This window comes from Pseudomonas fluorescens, assembly GCF_004683905.1.
GTDB lineage: Bacteria > Pseudomonadota > Gammaproteobacteria > Pseudomonadales > Pseudomonadaceae > Aquipseudomonas > Aquipseudomonas putida_A.
In genome coordinates this window covers 5023035-5040805 of sequence record NZ_CP038438.1, presented here as the reverse complement: position 1 = coordinate 5040805, position 17771 = coordinate 5023035, and the positions used below count along the sequence as shown (strand labels likewise).

Here is a 17771-nt window from a genome sequence, read left to right as displayed (position 1 = left end):
CGCCGTGGCGACCTGATCGATCTCGGCCATCTGTTTCTGAATGCCGATGTTGGTGCGAATCGCGATGTCGGCAGTGTGTTCCGAGGAATCGCTGACGCTCTGCACTGACGTCACCACCTGCGTGATCATGGCCTGCAACTTGGCGAGGAAGGTGTTGAAACCTTTGGCAATCGAGCCGAGTTCATCGCTGCGATCACTGCTCAAGCGACGGGTCAGGTCGCCTTCACCTTTGGCGATGTCATCGAGCATGGCGACCATCTGCTTCAGTGGCCGGGCGATGCCGTGCCCCACCAGCCAGATCACCAACAAACCGATGGCGGCGATGATCAGGCCGACCATGGCCATGCCGAAGGTGTCGGACTTGCGTTGTGCATCAAGGTCGGCCTGGAGTTTTTGCAGATCCGCCATCACTGCGTTCAGCGGCAGTTGCAGCATCAGGGTCCAGCGCGCGTCGGTCTGGCCGATGCCGAACGGCAGGTACAGCTCGATGCGGCCCTTGTCCTTGTTGACCGAGTAGGTGACTTCGCCGCGTTTGAGATTGGCCATGTTGGCGATCTGCTCGGCGTCGAGAATGTCGCTGACCTTTTCACCGAATTTGCTCGGATCTTTGGTGTAGGCCACGATCCGGCCGTTGCCGCCGATCAGGGCCATTTGCCCGGCGCCGCTGTACAACTTCTGGTTGGCGCCGAGGAGCATTTCCTGGATGAAGTTCACCGACAGGTCGGCGCCGACGATGCCCTGGAATGCGCCGTTGAGCATGATCGGTTCAATAAAGGAGGCGAGCATCACGACCTTGTCACCGACCTTGTACGGCGCCGGATCGATCACGCAGGGCTTTTTCGTTTCCTTGGAGCAGAGGTAGTACTCACTGGCGCGCACCCCGGTGGACAGGGTTTTCTGATCGTCGACATCGGCCAGTTTGTCCACGCCCAGACTGCCGTCGGTATTGCGGAACCACCACGGCAGGAAGCGTCCGTTGGCGGGATCGATACCGGTCACGGCGCTGCCGACGTAGGCCGCGTCATTGTGATCCAGGGCGTTTTTTTCCCAGCCGATGTAGGTGCCGAGAATCTTCGGGTTCTGCTCGACGTTCTCCTTGATCAGGCTGATCAGTTGCTCGCGGCTGATGGTCAGTCGCGGCTGACCGTCGGCGCCCGGTGTGCCGAGCAGCGCGTTGACCCGCACCAGTCCGCCGGCAATCAGCAGCGGTGCTTCGAGTTCGCGCTGGATCTGGCTGACCTGGGTCTGCGCCAGTGAGGTCAGGCGTTGTTCGATGACTTGTTCGAACTGCGCCTGAGTGCGCTGCTGCACCATGTCTTGAGTGCGGGCACCGGAGAACAGCGCGTACAGCACCAGCGCGGCAACCACGCTGAGGACGATGGCGCCGGCCAGGGCGGCCACGGAAAACTGGATCGACTTGAACTTCATGGGAGCTCCGCACGCAAGAGGACGTCTGCGCTGTTGTATCGGCAGCAGGCATGGCGCCATGAGCGTTGAGCGGAACAAAGGGCGGAGGATGTCGCAAATGGATCGGTGCGCGACGCAGCGGCAGCAGACTTGCCGGGTGCTGTGAATTTTTTACGACAACAGCGGTGGGAAACTTCCGAAAGACGCTGCAACACGTCTGTTGTATCTGGCGCCGATACAATTCACCCCCTACGATACGCGGCAGGTTTTCAGGGAGCTTTTGAATGAACAAGACATTGGTTGTAAGTGCACTGAGCGCAGCGCTGTTGCTGGCCGGTTGTCAGTCGGTCAACACCACCAGCGGCGGAGCCGTCGGTGTGGAGCGCAAGCAGTACATGTTCAGCATGCTGTCCTCGCAAGAGGTCGACCAGATGTATGCCCAGTCCTATCAGAAGACCGTCGGCGAGGCGTCGAGCAAAGGCGTGCTGGACAAGACCAGCCCGGAGGCCAAGCGGGTTCAGGCGATTGCCAACCGGCTGATCGCCCAGGCACCGAACTTCCGCCCGGATGCGGCGCAGTGGCAGTGGGAAGTCAATCTGATCAAGAGCGACGAGCTCAACGCCAACTGCGGGCCTGGCGGCAAGATCATTTTCTACACCGGGCTGATCGATAGCCTGAAACTGACTGACGATGAAATCGCGGCGGTCATGGGCCATGAAATCGCCCACGCCCTGCGCGAGCACGGTCGTGAGGCGATGTCCAAAGCCTATGGCATTGAAATGGCCAAACAGGGTGCAGGTGCGTTGCTCGGTCTGGGTCAGGACAGCCTGGCGCTGGCCGACACCGTGGCCAATTACGGCATGACCTTGCCCAACAGCCGCGCCAACGAAAACGAAGCCGACCTGATCGGCCTGGAACTGGCCGCCCGCGCCGGGTACAACCCGAATGCGGCGATCACCTTGTGGAACAAGATGAGCAAGGCTTCGGAAGGCGCACCGCCGGAGTTCATGAGCACCCACCCGGCCTCGTCCAGCCGGATCGCCTCGCTGCAGGCGGCGATTCCAAAAGTCATGCCGCTGTACGAGAAAGCGCCGAAGTCCTAAGAGTCGAAGGACACAACGATTCTTCAGGTTGGGAGGGCTGTTGTGGCGAGGGGATTTATCCCCGATGGGCTGCGAAGCAGCCCCAAAACCTGCAAATGCGTTATGTCTGACACTCTGAGGAGGCAGGTTTGGGGGCGCTTCGCGCCCCATCGGGGATAAATCCCCTCGCCACAGTTAATTGTCAGATCACGGCTCAGGGGTTAAATCCAGCCACTGCTCTGCATCGCCTTGTACACCGCCACGATCGCCAGAATCAGGAACGCCGAAGCCGCCAGGCGACGGATCAAGGTCAGTGGCAGTTTCTCCGCAGCAAAATTACCCGCCAATACCACCGGCACGTTGGCAATCAGCATGCCCGCCGTGGTGCCGATGATCACCAGCCACAGCTCCGGATATTGCGCCGCCAGCATCACGGTGGCGATCTGCGTCTTGTCACCGATTTCCGCAAGGAAGAACGCGATCAGCGTGGTCAGGAAGGGGCCGAACTTGCGTGCGGTGCTGGCTTCATCGTCGTCCATCTTGTCCGGGACCAACGTCCACAGCGCAGTGGCGGTAAAGCTTGCGGCGAGAATCCAGTGCAGGACCGAGTCTGAGAAGAAGCTGCCGAACCAGGCGCCTACCGCACCGGCTGCTGCGTGGTTGGCCAGGGTCGCAGCGACAATACCGGCAATGATCGGCCAGGGTTTGCGAAAGCGAGCGGCGAGAATCAGCGCGAGCAGTTGCGTCTTGTCGCCGATTTCGGCCAAGGCAACGATTGCGGTGGGAACGAGTAACGAGTCCAGCATCAGGATTTTCCTAAGGGGCGGGTCGACACGGCTATGACACGTACAGCCTTCCCGCCCCGGGTAAGGTGTGCGTGTCATAGGTCTTGTCAAACCCTGCGATCCGTCTGGTGCGGACGCTTGGGTCGCATACGCCATGATCTGAGGATCAAGTATGTTGACGTATGCCGGACGAGCTTGGCGCTCGTGGGAGACTACTCCCCTAGGACGGAGCGGATTCTGCCTTCGCAAAACCGATAGAGCAAGAACAAATTTTCAGCCGCGCTTGGCCCGGTAAATCCGGAAACCATTGCCTTCGGCCTTGATTGCACACACGCCCAGATGCTCTTCGATCAGCGGCTGATACTTCAGGAAGCTGTTCGCAACCAAGCGCAGTTCGCCGCCGTTTTTCAGATGTTTGGCCGCTTTTCGCAGCAAGTTTTCGGTAGCGAAATAATCGGTGTGCACGCCGACATGGAACGGCGGGTTGCTCAGAATCGCGTTCAAACCCATCGGTGCAGCGTCGATACCGTCGCCGGTCAGCACTTCGGCGTCCAGACCGTTGGCCGCCAACGTCAGGCGACTGCTGGCGGCGGCGAAGGCATCGACGTCGAGCAAAGTCACCTGATTGTGCGGATAACGCCGTTTGACCGCCGCGCCCAAAACCCCGGCGCCACAACCGAAATCCAGCAGATGACCGCTCGGCAGTTTGTCCAGATGCTCAAGCAGCAGGGCGCTGCCGCGGTCCAGTCGACCATGGCTGAACACGCCCGGCAGGCTGATGACTTTAAGCGGGCCTTCGGCCAGCGGCAGCTCATAAGTCTGCGCCAGGCTTTCCAGCGATTTTGCTTCAGGCGCGTTGGCCACGGTGACCTGCCACAGTTGGCAGTGACGGGCGCTGTCGAGTTTGCGCGGCTTGCCGAACGGGTTGAGTTGCTTGGACGCACCCTCGATACCGCTGCGTTTTTCCCCGACCAGAAACACCTCGCGCCCGGGCAGACGTGCGGCCACGGCATTGAGGATGTAATCGGTCAGATCCTTGGACTTGGGCAAAAACACCACGGCGCTGTCGAATTCGCGTTCCGGCACATTCACACCGAAATGGCTGCGACCTTCGAAGCGCGCATCGAGTGCCGCTTGATCGCCGGCATGCCAGCACCAGCCGAACGCATTGGGCAGGCGCCCGAGCAAATCGTCGGCAGGCAAACCGGCCAACAACAGCGAACCCTGGAATAACTCGGCCTGACGAAGCAGTACTTCACTGCGCGGATCCATAACTGCTCCTTGGAAAAAAAGTGCCGCAGTTTATCAACTGACGACCCGCAGCGCTTTACCGCTGAAGAATGCCTGGGCGTTTTCGGTCAATTGGCCGACGATGCGTTGCCGCGCTTCGCGACTGCCCCAGGCGTTGTGCGGAGTGACGATCAGCCGTGGAATGTCGGCGGCCAGCAGCGGATTGCCGTTGACCGGCGGTTCGACGCTGAGCACGTCGGTGGCGGCGCCGCCAAGGTGACCGTTGCGCAACGCGTCGGCGAAGGCTTGCTCGTCGATCAAACCACCGCGAGCGGTGTTGACCACAAAGGCGCCGGGTTTCATCGCCGCCAGCTCGCGGGCGCCGATGAAGTGCCGGGTGTGTTCGTTGAGCGGACAGTGCAGGGTCAGGGCGTCGATCTGCGGCAGCAATTCGTTCAGCGGCAGACGGTCCGGCCGCGCCGGGCGGCCCGGAATCTGTCCGAGCAATACACGCATGCCAAATGCTTCGGCCAGTCGCGCGACCGCACCGCCGAGTTCGCCATGACCAAGCAGGCCGAGGGTTTTGCCCTCCAGTTCGACGATCGGATAGTCGAGCAGGCAGAACTGTCTGGCCTGCTGCCAGCGACCTTCGCCGACCGCTTTTTGATAATCCGCGAGACGGGTGGCGAGGTTGAGCAGCAGCATGATCGTGTGTTGCGCCACCGACGGCGTGCCGTAACCCTGACAGTTGCACACGGTGATGCCGTGGGCGCGAGCCGCGTCCAGATCGACGTTGTTGGTGCCGGTGGCGGTGATCAGGATCAGTTGCAGATCCGGGTTGGCGGCCATCGCGGCGGCGTCGATGCGGATCTTGTTGGTGATCGCCACGCTGGCCCCGTGCAGGCGTTCGGCGACTTGATCAGGCGCAGTCTGGGCGAACAGTTGCAGGTCGCTGAAGCAGGCGCGCAACGGGCTGAGGTCGAGATCGCCGAGATCCAGTGACGGGTGATCGAGGAATACGGCGCGGCGCGGGTTCGTCATCAACTGTACCTTTTGTGCTTGGAACGGAAGGCGTAATCTGCCGAGCCTACCAGATGAAACAAAACGTTACGCAGTGCCCGAGGTGCTCACAAAACCTGTGGGAGCGGGCTTGCTCGCGAAGAGGGCGTGTCAGACCCATAAAGGTTGCCTGACACAACGCCATTCGCGAGCAAGCCCGCTCCCACAGGGGAAAAGCATTCAGGCGATGTGTTCAAGCTGATGATCACCCCCAGAGGAGCCCCCATGTACTGGACCGAGTTCTTGACCGTTGCACTGATCCATCTGTTGGCCGTGGCCAGCCCCGGCCCGGACTTTGCCGTGGTGGTGCGCGAGAGCGTGACCCATGGTCGTCGCGCCGGCACCTGGACCGCGCTGGGTGTGGGCACGGCGATTTTCCTGCATGTGGGTTATTCGCTGCTCGGCATCGGCCTGATCGTTTCGCAGTCGATCGTGCTGTTCAACGCCTTGAAATGGGCCGCCGCCGCGTACCTGCTGTACATCGGCTTCAAGGCCTTGCGCGCGCAGCCGGCGAAAACCGTTACCGATGATCTGCACAAGGAAGCCGGCGTGCGCACCGCGCGCGGCGCGTTCACCTCGGGCTTCGTGACCAATGGTCTGAATCCGAAAGCCACGCTGTTCTTCCTGTCGCTGTTTACCGTGGTGATCAACCCGCACACGCCACTGGCGGTGCAGGCGGGTTACGGGGTTTACCTGGCCGTTGCGACCGCTTTCTGGTTCTGCCTGGTGGCGATGCTGTTCAGTCAGCAACGTGTACGTGCCGGTTTTGCCCGCATGGGCCATTGGTTCGACCGCACCATGGGCGCGGTGCTGATCGCTCTCGGCGTGAAAATCGCGTTTACCGAGATGCACTAAGAGCTGAAACCCGATCAAAACTGTGGGAGCGAGCTTGCTCGCGAAGGCGTCGGATCAGTCGATATCACAGGTGACTGGAAGATTGCTTTCGCGAGCAAGCTCGCTCCCACAGGGTGATGGGGAATTCCTACACGAGTTGGCTGAGTTTGCTCAGATTATTCAGGTACTCCCGGGGATTGTCCCCGAGCAACCGGCGAAACATCGCGCTGAACGCCCGCGCGCTGCCGTACCCCAGATCCCGCGCCACGCTCTGCACGCTGTCCCCGGCGAGCAGGCGCGGCAGCGCTTCCATCAGGCGCAGTTGCTGGCGCCAGGCGTTGAAACTCATCTTCAGTTGTCGCTGGAACAGCCGCGCCAGAGTGCGTGAGCTGGCGCCGACCTGCTGCGCCCAGTCTTCCAGGGTGTTGGGGTGATCCGGTGTGTGCAGCAACGCCAGACAGATGTTCTGCAGGCGTCGGTCGGTGGGCATCGGAATGTGCAGCGGCAGGTTTTCCAGGCTGGCGAGCTCTTCCAGCATCAACTGCTGGATCAGCGGATTGTCCGCGTGCGGCGGGCCCTGTACGGCGCGCAGGATCAACTCGCGCAGCAGCGGCGTCACCGCCAGCACGCAGCACTGTTGCAGGCTGGCCGGTGACAGCTCGGGGGCAATGAACAGCGAGCGCATCTGCACATCGCCGGACATGAAAATCTCGTGCGCGACTTGCGGCGGAATCCACACTGCGCGGCTTGGCGGAATCACCCAGGCACCGAGGTCGGTGACCACCCGCATGATCCCTCGGACGGCGTACAGCAACTGCGCCTCGCGGTGCAGATGCAGCGGCTGGTGCGCGCCGTCCAGATAATCCCGGGGATAGGCGCTCACCGGACCGTGTTCGAAGTGGCTGATCAACATGTCGGATTCGATGACCTGGTTGGCAGGTATGCGCTTTTTCGCCAACTTAGCATAAAGCCGCTGACAACAATCCGCCCATAACAAACACAAGCGTGCCGCCATGAATCAATCTCGAAACGTCATTCGCTACGTCAACGCCGCCCATGTGATCGATCACATGTTCATGCTGATTTTCCCCGCCGCCGTGCTCGGCATGACCCAGGCCTTCGGCCTCGACTACGCCTCGCTGATCGGCCTTTCGCTGGGTGGGTTCATTGCCTTTGGCGCCTGTTCGTTACCGGCCGGCTGGCTGGGCGATCACTGGAGTCGGCGGCAGATGATGCTGGTGTTTTTCTTCGGCATCGGCGCCTCGGCGATCTTCACCGGGCTGAGCACCAGCCCGACGATGCTGGTGATCGGGTTGACCCTGATCGGCATTTTCGCCGCGATCTACCACCCGGTGGGCACCGCGATGCTGGTGGCCTACGCGCAGAATCGCGGGCGGGAGATCGGCATCAATGGCATGTGGGGCAACCTCGGCGTAGCGTTCTCGGCGCTGATCACCGGGTTGCTGGTGGCGCAGTTCGGCTGGCGGTCGGCCTTTGTGTTACCGGGGGTGGTGGCGATCATGCTGGGAATCGGCTTTGCCTTGCAGGTGCGTGAAGAGCCGATCCCGCAGCGTCCACACACCGCACTGAAGGGCGCTGCCGGGCAGCGGATTTCGATGCTCATGGTATTCGGCGTGCTGGCGCTGGCGACGGCCACCGGTGGCGTGGTGTTCAACGCCACCACCATGACCTATCCGAAGCTGTTTCAGGAACGTCTGCATGACCTGTTCGCCTCGCCGCAAACCCTCGGCGTGGTGGTCAGCCTCGCGTATGCCTTTGGTGCAGTCGCGCAGTTGAGCATTGGCCAGGTGCTGCACCGAGTCAGCCTGAAATGGCCGTTTATTGTGTTGACGCTGTTTCAGGCGCCGCTGTTGTACGCCATGGCGTATGTCGATGGCTGGGCAGTGATCGTGCTCGGTGCGGCGTTCATGTTCGTGGTGTTCGGTCAGGTGACGGTGAACGACTCGATGGTCGCCAATTTCGTCGCGCCGCAGTGGCAATCGCGGGTCTTCGCCCTGCGTTACTGCCTGTCGTTCGGCGCCAGTGCGACAGCGATTCCGCTGATTGCCTACATCGAGCCGCGCCATGGTTTTGTCGGGCTTTACTTGATTCTGGCGGGTTTCGGCGCATTGACCTTCCTTGCTGCGCTGGTTTTCCCACGGACGCCTTCAGAAGCGGCTGTAGGGCAAACGGCCTGATCGGCGCTGAAATACCGACAAATGCTGGCGCAAAGCTAGCATTTGTACGGCTGTGCAAATCATTCCTTCGGCTGATTTGACTGGGGTATAACGGCTCTAGAGTAACGCTCTCTACGCCAACACCGTGCAGCCAGAAAAGGGATTCATATGTTGCAGACTCGCGTCATTCCCCCGGCCGATGGGGCCTACCAGTATCCATTGCTGATCAAACGGCTGCTGATGTCCGGCGCCCGTTACGAGAAAACCCGCGAGATCATCTACCGAGACCAGTTGCGCTACAGCTATCCGACCCTGATCGAGCGCGTAGCGCGGCTGGCCAACGTGCTCACGGCGGCGGGGGTGAAGGCGGGTGACACCGTGGCGGTGATGGACTGGGACAGCCATCGCTACCTCGAATGCATGTTTGCCATTCCAATGATCGGCGCGGTGATCCACACCATCAACGTGCGTCTGTCGCCGGAACAGATCCTCTACACCATGAACCACGCCGAGGACCGCTTCGTGCTGGTCAACAGCGAGTTCGTCGGGTTGTACCAGGCCATCGCGCCGCACCTGACCACCGTCGAGAAAACCCTGCTGCTGACCGATCTGCCGGAAAAGACCGCCGAGCTGCCGAACCTGGTCGGCGAGTACGAACAACTGCTGGCCGCCGCGAGTGCGCAGTACGACTTCCAGGATTTCGACGAAAATTCGGTGGCCACCACCTTCTACACCACCGGCACCACCGGCAACCCGAAAGGCGTGTACTTCACCCATCGGCAACTGGTGCTGCACACCATGGGCGTGTCGACGATCATGGGCGCGATCGACAGCGTGCGCCTGCTCGGCACCAACGACGTGTACATGCCGATCACCCCAATGTTCCATGTGCATGCCTGGGGTTTGCCGTACGTGGCGACGATGCTCGGGCTCAAGCAGGTTTATCCGGGGCGTTACGACCCGGAATTCCTCGTCGAGTTGTGGCGCAAGGAGAAGGTCACGTTCTCCCACTGCGTGCCGACCATCCTGCAAATGCTGCTCAACGCCAAAGGCGCGCAGGGCACCGATTTCGGCGGCTGGAAGATCGTCATCGGTGGCAGTGCGCTGAACCGTACGCTGTATGAAACCGCCAAGGCCCGGGGCATTCAGCTGACGGCGGCGTACGGCATGTCGGAGACCGGGCCACTGGTTTCCTGTGCGCATTTGAACGACGAGTTGATGGCCGGCACCGAAGACGAACGCACCACTTACCGGATCAAGGCCGGTGTGCCGGGGCCGTTGGTGGAAGCGGCGATCGTCGACGCCGAGGGCAACTTCCTCCCCGCCGACGGCGAAACCCAGGGCGAACTGGTGCTGCGCGCGCCGTGGCTCACCGAAGGCTATTTCAACGAACCGCAGAAGGGCGCCGAGCTCTGGGCCGGCGGCTGGCTGCACACTGGCGATGTGGCAACGCTTGACAGCATGGGCGTGATCGACATCCGCGACCGCATCAAGGATGTGATCAAGACTGGCGGCGAATGGATTTCCTCGCTGGACCTCGAAGACCTGATCAGCCGTCATGTGGCGGTACGCGAAGTAGCAGTGGTGGGCATCGCCGATCCGCAGTGGGGCGAGCGGCCGTTTGCACTGCTGGTGATCCGCGAAGGGCACGAGATCGGTGCGCGCGAGCTCAAGGAACACCTCAAGCCGTTCGTGGAATTGGGGCACCTGAGCAAGTGGGCGATTCCAAGTCAGATTGCCCTTGTTACGGAAATTCCCAAGACCAGTGTCGGCAAGCTCGACAAGAAGCGCATCCGCCTCGACATCACCGAATGGCAGGCCAACAACAGCACCTTCCTTTCGACACTTTGAGTGTCTGCTGGCGCGCCGAAACCGGCGCGCCAGACCCACCAAGCAAGCGCTTGGCTTGTTAAATCGAAAAATTCAGCCATCCTTGCCGTGCCGACATGTGTCGGACTGGCGAAAGGACTGTTCCAGAGTGGCCGGCAGCTGCAAATCACACTTTAGAGGGATCAAGCAGTACCCCCTGCTGGCTATAGTCCGCTCAAGGATTTTTAAGAACGGGGCACACGCACGAACAGGGGCGATGCAACTTTGGAGTGACGTCGGGTGGCTACTGGCTCCCGGTCTTCCAGGCGTTTTTAAAAGTACTCACTGCCATAACAATAATGCACATGGAGTAGCGTCGATGACATCAGTAAACCAGTTCTGGCGCCGGGCTAAACTGCCTCTGGCCGTCAGTCTTGCCTCTACGCTCGCCGGGCCCGCATTCGGCGTCAGTTTCAACGTCGGTGAAATCGAAGGTCAGTTCGACTCCTCGCTCTCCCTGGGCATGAGTATCTCGACCCAGCAGCCGAACAAGGACCTTATTGGTGTCAACAACGGCGGCAAGGGCCTGTCCCAGACCTCCGACAACGGCCACCTGAACTTCAAGAGCGGGCAAGCCTTCTCGAAGATCTTCAAGGGCATCCATGATCTGGAACTGAAATACGGCGACACCGGGGTCTTCGTCCGGGGCAAATACTGGTACGACTTCGCGCTGCAGAATCAGGACCTGGAATACAAGGACGTCAGCAACCACAACCGCGACGTCGCGGCGCGCTCTTCCGGCGGGCAGATCCTAGACGCCTTCGTTTACCACAACTACTCGATTGCCGATGAGCCGGGTTCGGTGCGTCTGGGCAAGCAGGTGGTGAACTGGGGCGAAAGTACCTTCATCGGTGGCGGCATCAACTCGATCAACCCGATCGACGTGTCCGCGTTCCGCCGTCCGGGTGCCGAGATCAAGGAAGGTCTGATCCCGGTCAACATGTTCTACGTATCCCAGAGCCTCACCGAAAACCTCTCGGCCGAAGGTTTCTACCAGATCGACTGGCAGAAGACCGTGACCGACAACTGCGGCACGTTCTTCTCGCAGCCGGACATCGTGACCACCGGTTGCGACGATAACCTGCGGGTACTGAACAAGCGTTCGACCATTCCGGGTATTGCGCTCGGGCCGTTGGCCAACGCTGGTGTCGACGTCAACGAAGAGGGCGTGCTGGTGCGCCGTTCGCCCAACCGCAACGCGCGTGACAGCGGGCAGTGGGGCGTTTCCGCCAAGTACATGTTCGACCCGCTGGCCACCGAGTTCGGCGCCTACTTCATGAACTACCACAGCCGTGCGCCGATCTTCAGCGCCACCGGCGCGCCCCAGTCGATCTATAACGGCGTCAAGGCATTGCCAGGGCCGTTCCAGGCACTGGGCCCGCTGGTCGTGGCAGGCAACTCGGAATACTTCATCGAATACCCTGAAGACATTCGCCTGTACGGTCTGAGCTTCTCCACTACCCTGCCTACCGGTACGGCGTGGAGCGGTGAAGTCAGCTACCGGCCGAATGCTCCGGTGCAGTTGAACTCCACCGACATCCTGTTCGCCGGCGTACGTCCGCTGGGAGGCGCGTTGACCAACGCGTCGGTCCTCAACGGCGTGCCGGGCCAGGATCTGCACGGTTACAACCGTAAAGAAATCACCCAACTGCAAACCACCCTGACGCACTTCTTCGATCAGGTGATGGGCGCCAACCGGCTGACCCTGGTGGGTGAAGTCGGCGTGACCCACGTCGGTGGTCTGGAAAGCAAATCCGAAGCCCGTTACGGTCGCGATCCGGTGTTCGGCCCGGGCGAACTGCCTGCCACGGGAGGTCTCAACACCTGCTCGCAGATCCTCAACACCTCCACCATCAACGGTGCCGGGCCGGGGGCTTCGCGCGACAACGTTTCCAGCAACTGCAACAACGATGGTTTCACCACGGCCACTTCGTGGGGCTATCGCGCTCGTGCCATCTGGGATTACAGCGACGTGTTTGCCGGTGTGAACCTCAAGCCGAACGTGGCCTGGTCGCACGACGTGAAAGGTTACTCGCCAGGCCCTGGCGGCAACTTCGAGGAAGGTCGCAAGGCCATCAGCCTCGGTCTCGATGCCGAATACCAGAACACCTACACGGCGAGCCTGGCCTACACCAACTTCTTTGGCGGCGACTACACGACCGTGGACGATCGTGACTTCGTGGCCTTGAGCGTCGGCGTGAACTTCTAAGCACAGTTTTTTCAGGACGAACACACATATGAAAATAACAAAGAGTCTGTTCCACGCGAGTGTTCTGGGTTTGTCGCTGCTGGCGACCAGCGTCATGGCGGCCGTTCCCGCCGCCGAAGCCGACAAGCTGGGCAAGAGCCTGACCCCGATGGGCGCCGAAATGGCCGGCAACGCCGACGGTTCGATCCCTGCCTGGAAACCGTTGGCGAAAAATGCCGGCACGGTCGACAGCAAGGGCTTCCTGTCCGATCCGTTCGGCAGTGAAAAACCGCTGTTCACCATCACCGCGCAGAACGTCGAGCAGTACAAGGACAAGCTTGCTCCGGGCCAGTACGCGATGTTCAAGCGCTACCCGGACACCTTCAAGATTCCGGTTTATCCGTCCCATCGCGGCTCGACCGTGCCGGATGATGTGTTCGCCGCGATCAAGAAAAACGCCACCACCACCAATCTGGTCGCAGGCGGTAACGGTCTGGAAAACTTCGATACCGCCGTGCCGTTCCCGATTCCCAAAAGCGGTCTGGAAGTGATCTGGAACCACATCACCCGCTATCGCGGTGGCAGCGTGACCCGTCTGGTGACCCAGGCGACTCCGCAAACCAACGGCTCGTTCAGCCTGGTGTACTTCCAGGACCAGTTCGTGTTCCGCGACAAGATGAAGGACTACGATCCGGCCAACCCGGGCAACATCCTGTTCTACTTCAAGCAGAAAGTGACCGCGCCGGCACGTCTGGCCGGTACCGTACTGCTGGTGCACGAAACCCTCGACCAGGTGAAGGAGCCGCGCAAGGCGTGGGTCTACGCCACTGGTCAGCGTCGTGTGCGTCAGGCACCGCAAGTGTCCTATGACGGCCCGGGCACTGCGGCGGACGGTCTGCGTACCTCCGACAACCTCGACATGTACAACGGTGCGCCGGATCGCTACGACTGGAAGCTCGAAGGCAAGAAAGAGATGTACATTGCCTCCAACAGCTACAAGATCGACTCGCCGACTCTCAAGTACGCAGACATCATCAAGGCCGGCCATATCAACCAGGACCTGACCCGTTACGAGTTGCGTCGTGTCTGGCACGTGGTCGCCACCCTGAAACCGGGTCAGCGCCATATCTATGCCAAACGTGACTTCTACATCGACGAAGACACCTGGCAGGCAGCGGTCATCGACCACTACGACGGTCGCGGTCAGCTGTGGCGTGTCGCCGAAGCGCATGCCGAGGACTACTACGACAAGCAAGTGCCGTGGTACGCGCTGGAAGCCCTGTACGACCTGCAATCGGGTCGCTACCTGGCGCTGGGCATGAAGAACGAAGAAAAATCAGCGTATGACTTCGGTTTCTCTGCCACCAAGAGTGAATTCCAGCCGGGCAACCTGGGCCAGGACGGTATCCGCTAAGCTTTGACCCGAGGCCGCATCCTCGAAAAAACGCCCCGACTGGTTCGGGGCGTTTTTTTTGGCGTTGATTTTGTAGGAGCTGCCGGCTCTCGACAGTCTTTTTGTAGCCATTTGTAGCAGCAACCTTCATAACCGCTACGTTTAAGGCTAGGCTGCGGACATCTGCTACGCCGCCAACAGCCATTCGAACAAGAGCCGGCCATGACTGATCTGTCCCCACTTCCGGGTCCCGCAAGCGTTGCCGTCGCGGCACTGGACGGACGTTTTTTCCGTCCTCCGCTGCCGGACGGATACGTCTTGCGGCCACGTCTCTGCGAGCGCCTGCAAACCGGGCTCGGTGGACGTCTGTTACTGGTGTGCGCTCCGGCCGGGTTCGGCAAGAGTTCGCTGGCGGTGGAGTTCTGTCAGAGCCTGCCGGGGCACTGGCAAAGTCTCTGGCTGGGATTGAGCCCACGGGATAACGATCCGGGGCGGTTTCTCGAGCGATTGCTGGAGGGACTGCAGGACTACTTTCCGGATCTGGGCAGTCGTGCACTCGGCCTGTTGAAGATGCGCCAGCGCCATCAGCCGTTCGCCTTCGAAGAATGGCTCGATGGTTTGCTCGATGAACTGGCCCTGCAACTGCAACCGACGGCGCCGCTGTTGCTGGTGCTCGACGACTACCATCTCGCCCAAGGCCCGGTACTCGACCGTTGCCTGCAGTTTTTCCTCAATCATCTTCCCGATGGCTTGCTGGTCATGGTCACCAGTCGGCAGCGCCCGGACTGGCATCTGGCGCGTCTGCGCCTGTCGCGCCAGTTGCTCGAACTGCATGAGCAGGACTTGCGCCTGACCCACGATGAGGCCCTGACGCTGCTTGATCGACACAGCAGTTCATTGCGCGGCGAAGCGCTGGAAAACCTGATCCAGCGCAGCGAAGGCTGGGTGGCCGGACTGCGTTTCTGGTTGCTTGCGGTCTCCGAGGCTGGCAGCGGGGCTCCGTTGCCACCCGCGCTGAACGGCGGGGAAGGGCTGATCCGCGATTACCTGCTGGAAGAAGTGATCGATTGCCTGCCGGCCGAGGTGCAGGCGTTTCTCTACGACACCGCCCCTCAAGAGCGCTTTTGCAGCGAGCTGTGCGACGCGGTGCGCGAAGCCCACGACAGCGCCGAAATCCTGCGGTTTCTGTTGGCGCATCAGGTATTTCTGGTGCCGCTGGACGAACACGGTCACTGGTATCGCTATCACCATTTATTTTCCGATCTGCTGCGCAGCCGTCCCGTGACCCAGACGCTGGTGCCGGCGGCGACCCTGCACCTGCGCGCCTGTCGCTGGTTCAATGCTCAAGGGCTGCTCGACGAAGCGGTGGAGCAGGCCTTGCGCGCCGGCCATCTGGATGTCGCAGCGAATCTGGTGCAGAACCTGTCCGAGGAACAACTGCTCGCCGAGCAGAACGTGGGCATGCTGCTGCGCTGGAAAATGGACTTGCCCGACAGTCTGCTGATCAGCACCCCACGCTTGATCGTGCTCTATAGCTGGGCGCTCGGGCTGGCCTGTCAGCTGGATGCCGCTGAAGAGCTGGCCAGTCATTTAAGTCGTTTCCTGCCGGCGCCTTCGGCTTCGGCGCAGAAGTCGATGCTCGCGCAATGGCTGGCGCTCAGCGGCATCATCGCCCGCGGGCGCGGGCATCGTGAGCTGACCCAGCGCTATTGCAGCGAAGCGCTGGAAAGCCTGCCGGTGAAACGTTACGGGCAACGCCTGATGTGCCTGTCGACCTTGTCCAATCTGGCGATCGCCGACGGTGACCTGTGGCGTGCGCGGGGCTTGAATCGAGAATCCCTCGAGCTGGCGCAGCGGGTCGGCAATCCGTTGTTCGAAGCCTTGGCGCATTACGACCGGGCGCGGGTCCTGCAATCGCGCGGGGAAATTCTGCGGGCACTGGATGAGGTGCATCAGGGTCTTGATCGTCTGCGCGGGTTGTCGGCGCAACGTCTGTACGCGGTGCGTGCGCGATTGACGCTGTATGAAGGTTTTCTGCTGTCGATGCGCTTGCAACCGCAGCAGGCCCGGGCCCGATTGCTGAGCGGTCTGGCCGAAGCGCGGGCCTGTCGCGATATCAGCGTATTGATCGGTCACTGCGTGATCGCCCGTCTCGACGGCAGCCTCGGCGAATTCGCCAAGGCCTTCGCCGAACTCGCTGAAGCCGAGCGTCTGATGCATATATGGGATGTGCCGCCGATCTACTATCTGGCGATGATCACCCTGGTCAAATGCGAACTGTGGCTGGCGCAAGGCCGCACTGATCTGGCCGAAGCCTGGCTGGCACGACTGGGCCAGACCTACACCGGCGAACGTGCAGCCGCACCACCGGAATTTCATCCACAGCTGCCGCTGCATGTGGAATTGCAACAAGCGTTGCTCGACGTGATCAAGGGCCAGCCGATGCTCGCCGAAGGGCGGTTGAATGTGTTGCTGGAAAACGGTCAGCAAACCGGGCGCCAGTTGCTGTGTGTGATGGCGCTGGCGCAGAAAGTGAATTTGCTGCTGAGCAGTGGTCGCGAATCCGAGGCACGCAAAGCATTGAACCAGGCGCTGGAAGCGGCGACGGGCGGCGTGATACAGCCATTTGACGCCTTGATCAACGCGCATCCGGACTGGCTGCGCAGCCAGCTGCAAAACTCGCCAGCACTGGCAGGACAGCAGTTGCTGACGCATTTTCCGCTGGTGGTTGCCCGTCCTGTCATTGAATGTGGATCTGCCGAACAACTCAGCAGTCGCGAGCTGGCGGTGCTGCGTTTGATTGCCCAGGGCTGTTCCAATCAGGAAATCAGCGAGCAACTGTTCATTTCGCTGCATACGGTGAAAACCCATGCCAGCCATATCAACAGCAAGTTGGGGGTTGAGCGGCGTACTCAGGCGGTGGCCCGCGCCAAGGCGCTGGGGTTAATGATCTAGTCCCGCTAAAATCTTCGACATCAGCGGTTTTCGCCGCCGTCGAATATTGATCAGGATTGCCCCATGACTGTTCCAGCGCCTGCGCTCATCCGCGAAACCTTCCCTGTCGGCCCGCTGCAATGCAACTGCACGATCATCGGCGACCCGATCACTAAAAAAGCCATCGTCGTCGATCCGGGCGGCAACCCTGACCTGATCATGGCGCGCCTGGATGCCCATGGCCTGAAAGTGGTCAGCATCATCCACACCCACGCGCATCTCGATCATTTCCTCGCCTCCGGGCAGATGAAGGAAAAGACTGGCGCAACCCTGCATCTGCACAAGGAAGACCAGTTCCTGTGGGACAACCTTGAAATGCAATGCCAGATGTTCGGTGTGCCCTACACGCCGGTGCCGTCGCCGGATCGCTGGTTGAGCGACGATGAAGAACTGGCCTGCGGCTGCGGCGTGGCGCTGCATACGCCGGGACATACGCCCGGTTCCATGAGCTTTTGGTTTTCCGAGGCTAAGCTGTTGATTGCCGGCGACACGCTGTTTCGTCGCGGGGTAGGGCGCACGGATTTGTGGGGCGGCGATCAGGCGACCATCGTGCGATCGATCAAGCAGCGGCTGTACACCCTCGACGAAGACGCAATCGTGGTTGCCGGACATGGCCCGGACACGCGTCTCGGGGATGAAATGCGCGAAAACCCGTTCGTGCGCGCCTAAACATTTTGTCATGAGTGTGCGGCGGAATTTTTCGGCATTGTCATGATCCAACGCCCGCACAGGTCTATTGCCTAGGGCCGCTGC

12 protein-coding genes, 1 pseudogene and 1 riboswitch are annotated in these 17771 nt (G+C 60.9%); of the genes and pseudogenes, 8 read left to right on the top strand and 5 right to left on the bottom strand.

Annotation, left to right across the window (positions count from 1 at the left end):
• Positions 1-189 precede the first annotated feature (189 nt).
• Positions 190-249, bottom strand: a pseudogene (locus E4T63_RS29085) (hypothetical protein); the annotation flags it as partial.
• Between the two features lie 1442 nt (positions 250-1691).
• Between E4T63_RS29085 and E4T63_RS23175 the strand changes: the two are divergent.
• Positions 1692-2510: a M48 family metallopeptidase gene (locus E4T63_RS23175; RefSeq protein WP_027612207.1), complete on the top strand. Its 819-nt coding sequence runs from the start codon at positions 1692-1694 to the stop codon at positions 2508-2510.
• 200 nt (positions 2511-2710) lie between these two features.
• On the opposite strand, the gene E4T63_RS23170 is transcribed toward E4T63_RS23175, so the two are convergent.
• The 3 genes from E4T63_RS23170 to E4T63_RS23160 all read right to left on the bottom strand — a co-directional run bounded on the left by E4T63_RS23170 (position 2711) and on the right by E4T63_RS23160 (position 5545).
• On the bottom strand, positions 2711-3295 hold the full coding sequence (locus E4T63_RS23170) for a TMEM165/GDT1 family protein (protein WP_135296543.1): 585 nt from the start codon (positions 3293-3295) through the stop codon (positions 2711-2713).
• A gap of 88 nt (positions 3296-3383) precedes the next feature.
• Positions 3384-3508, bottom strand: a riboswitch (yybP-ykoY riboswitch).
• Positions 3509-3547: 39 nt separating this feature from the next.
• Positions 3548-4546 (bottom strand): class I SAM-dependent methyltransferase, encoded by a 999-nt coding sequence (locus E4T63_RS23165; RefSeq protein ID WP_027612205.1) that lies wholly within the window; start codon positions 4544-4546, stop codon positions 3548-3550.
• A gap of 33 nt (positions 4547-4579) precedes the next feature.
• Entirely contained in the window at positions 4580-5545 is a 966-nt protein-coding gene (locus tag E4T63_RS23160) for a 2-hydroxyacid dehydrogenase (protein WP_135296542.1), read from the bottom strand.
• A 243-nt stretch (positions 5546-5788) separates the two neighbouring features.
• On the opposite strand from E4T63_RS23160, the gene E4T63_RS23155 reads away from it, so the two are divergent.
• Positions 5789-6418 carry a LysE family translocator gene (locus tag E4T63_RS23155; protein ID WP_027612203.1) on the top strand — a complete coding sequence of 210 codons (630 nt, stop codon included), beginning with the start codon at positions 5789-5791 and terminating at the stop codon, positions 6416-6418.
• 127 nt (positions 6419-6545) lie between these two features.
• Here E4T63_RS23155 and E4T63_RS23150 read toward each other — a convergent pair whose 3' ends face one another.
• Positions 6546-7310, bottom strand: coding sequence for an AraC family transcriptional regulator (locus tag E4T63_RS23150; protein ID WP_135296541.1), 765 nt, complete (start codon positions 7308-7310; stop codon positions 6546-6548).
• Positions 7311-7410: 100 nt separating this feature from the next.
• On the opposite strand from E4T63_RS23150, the gene E4T63_RS23145 reads away from it, so the two are divergent.
• The 6 genes from E4T63_RS23145 to E4T63_RS23120 all read left to right on the top strand — a co-directional run bounded on the left by E4T63_RS23145 (position 7411) and on the right by E4T63_RS23120 (position 17687).
• Positions 7411-8595 carry an MFS transporter gene (locus tag E4T63_RS23145; protein ID WP_135296540.1) on the top strand — a complete coding sequence of 395 codons (1185 nt, stop codon included), beginning with the start codon at positions 7411-7413 and terminating at the stop codon, positions 8593-8595.
• A 147-nt stretch (positions 8596-8742) separates the two neighbouring features.
• Positions 8743-10425 (top strand): fatty acid--CoA ligase, encoded by a 1683-nt coding sequence (locus E4T63_RS23140; RefSeq protein WP_135296539.1) that lies wholly within the window; start codon positions 8743-8745, stop codon positions 10423-10425.
• Positions 10426-10762: 337 nt separating this feature from the next.
• Positions 10763-12652 carry a DUF1302 domain-containing protein gene (locus E4T63_RS23135; protein ID WP_098965554.1) on the top strand — a complete coding sequence of 630 codons (1890 nt, stop codon included), beginning with the start codon at positions 10763-10765 and terminating at the stop codon, positions 12650-12652.
• A gap of 28 nt (positions 12653-12680) precedes the next feature.
• The gene (locus E4T63_RS23130) at positions 12681-14045 is read left to right on the top strand and encodes a DUF1329 domain-containing protein (RefSeq protein WP_027612198.1); all 1365 of its coding nucleotides are present in this window, start codon (positions 12681-12683) and stop codon (positions 14043-14045) included.
• A gap of 201 nt (positions 14046-14246) precedes the next feature.
• Complete coding sequence (locus E4T63_RS23125) at positions 14247-16979, top strand: LuxR C-terminal-related transcriptional regulator (RefSeq protein WP_134787307.1); 2733 nt, start codon at positions 14247-14249, stop codon at positions 16977-16979.
• A 63-nt stretch (positions 16980-17042) separates the two neighbouring features.
• Entirely contained in the window at positions 17043-17687 is a 645-nt protein-coding gene (locus tag E4T63_RS23120; RefSeq protein ID WP_027612196.1) for an MBL fold metallo-hydrolase, read from the top strand.
• Positions 17688-17771 lie beyond the last annotated feature (84 nt).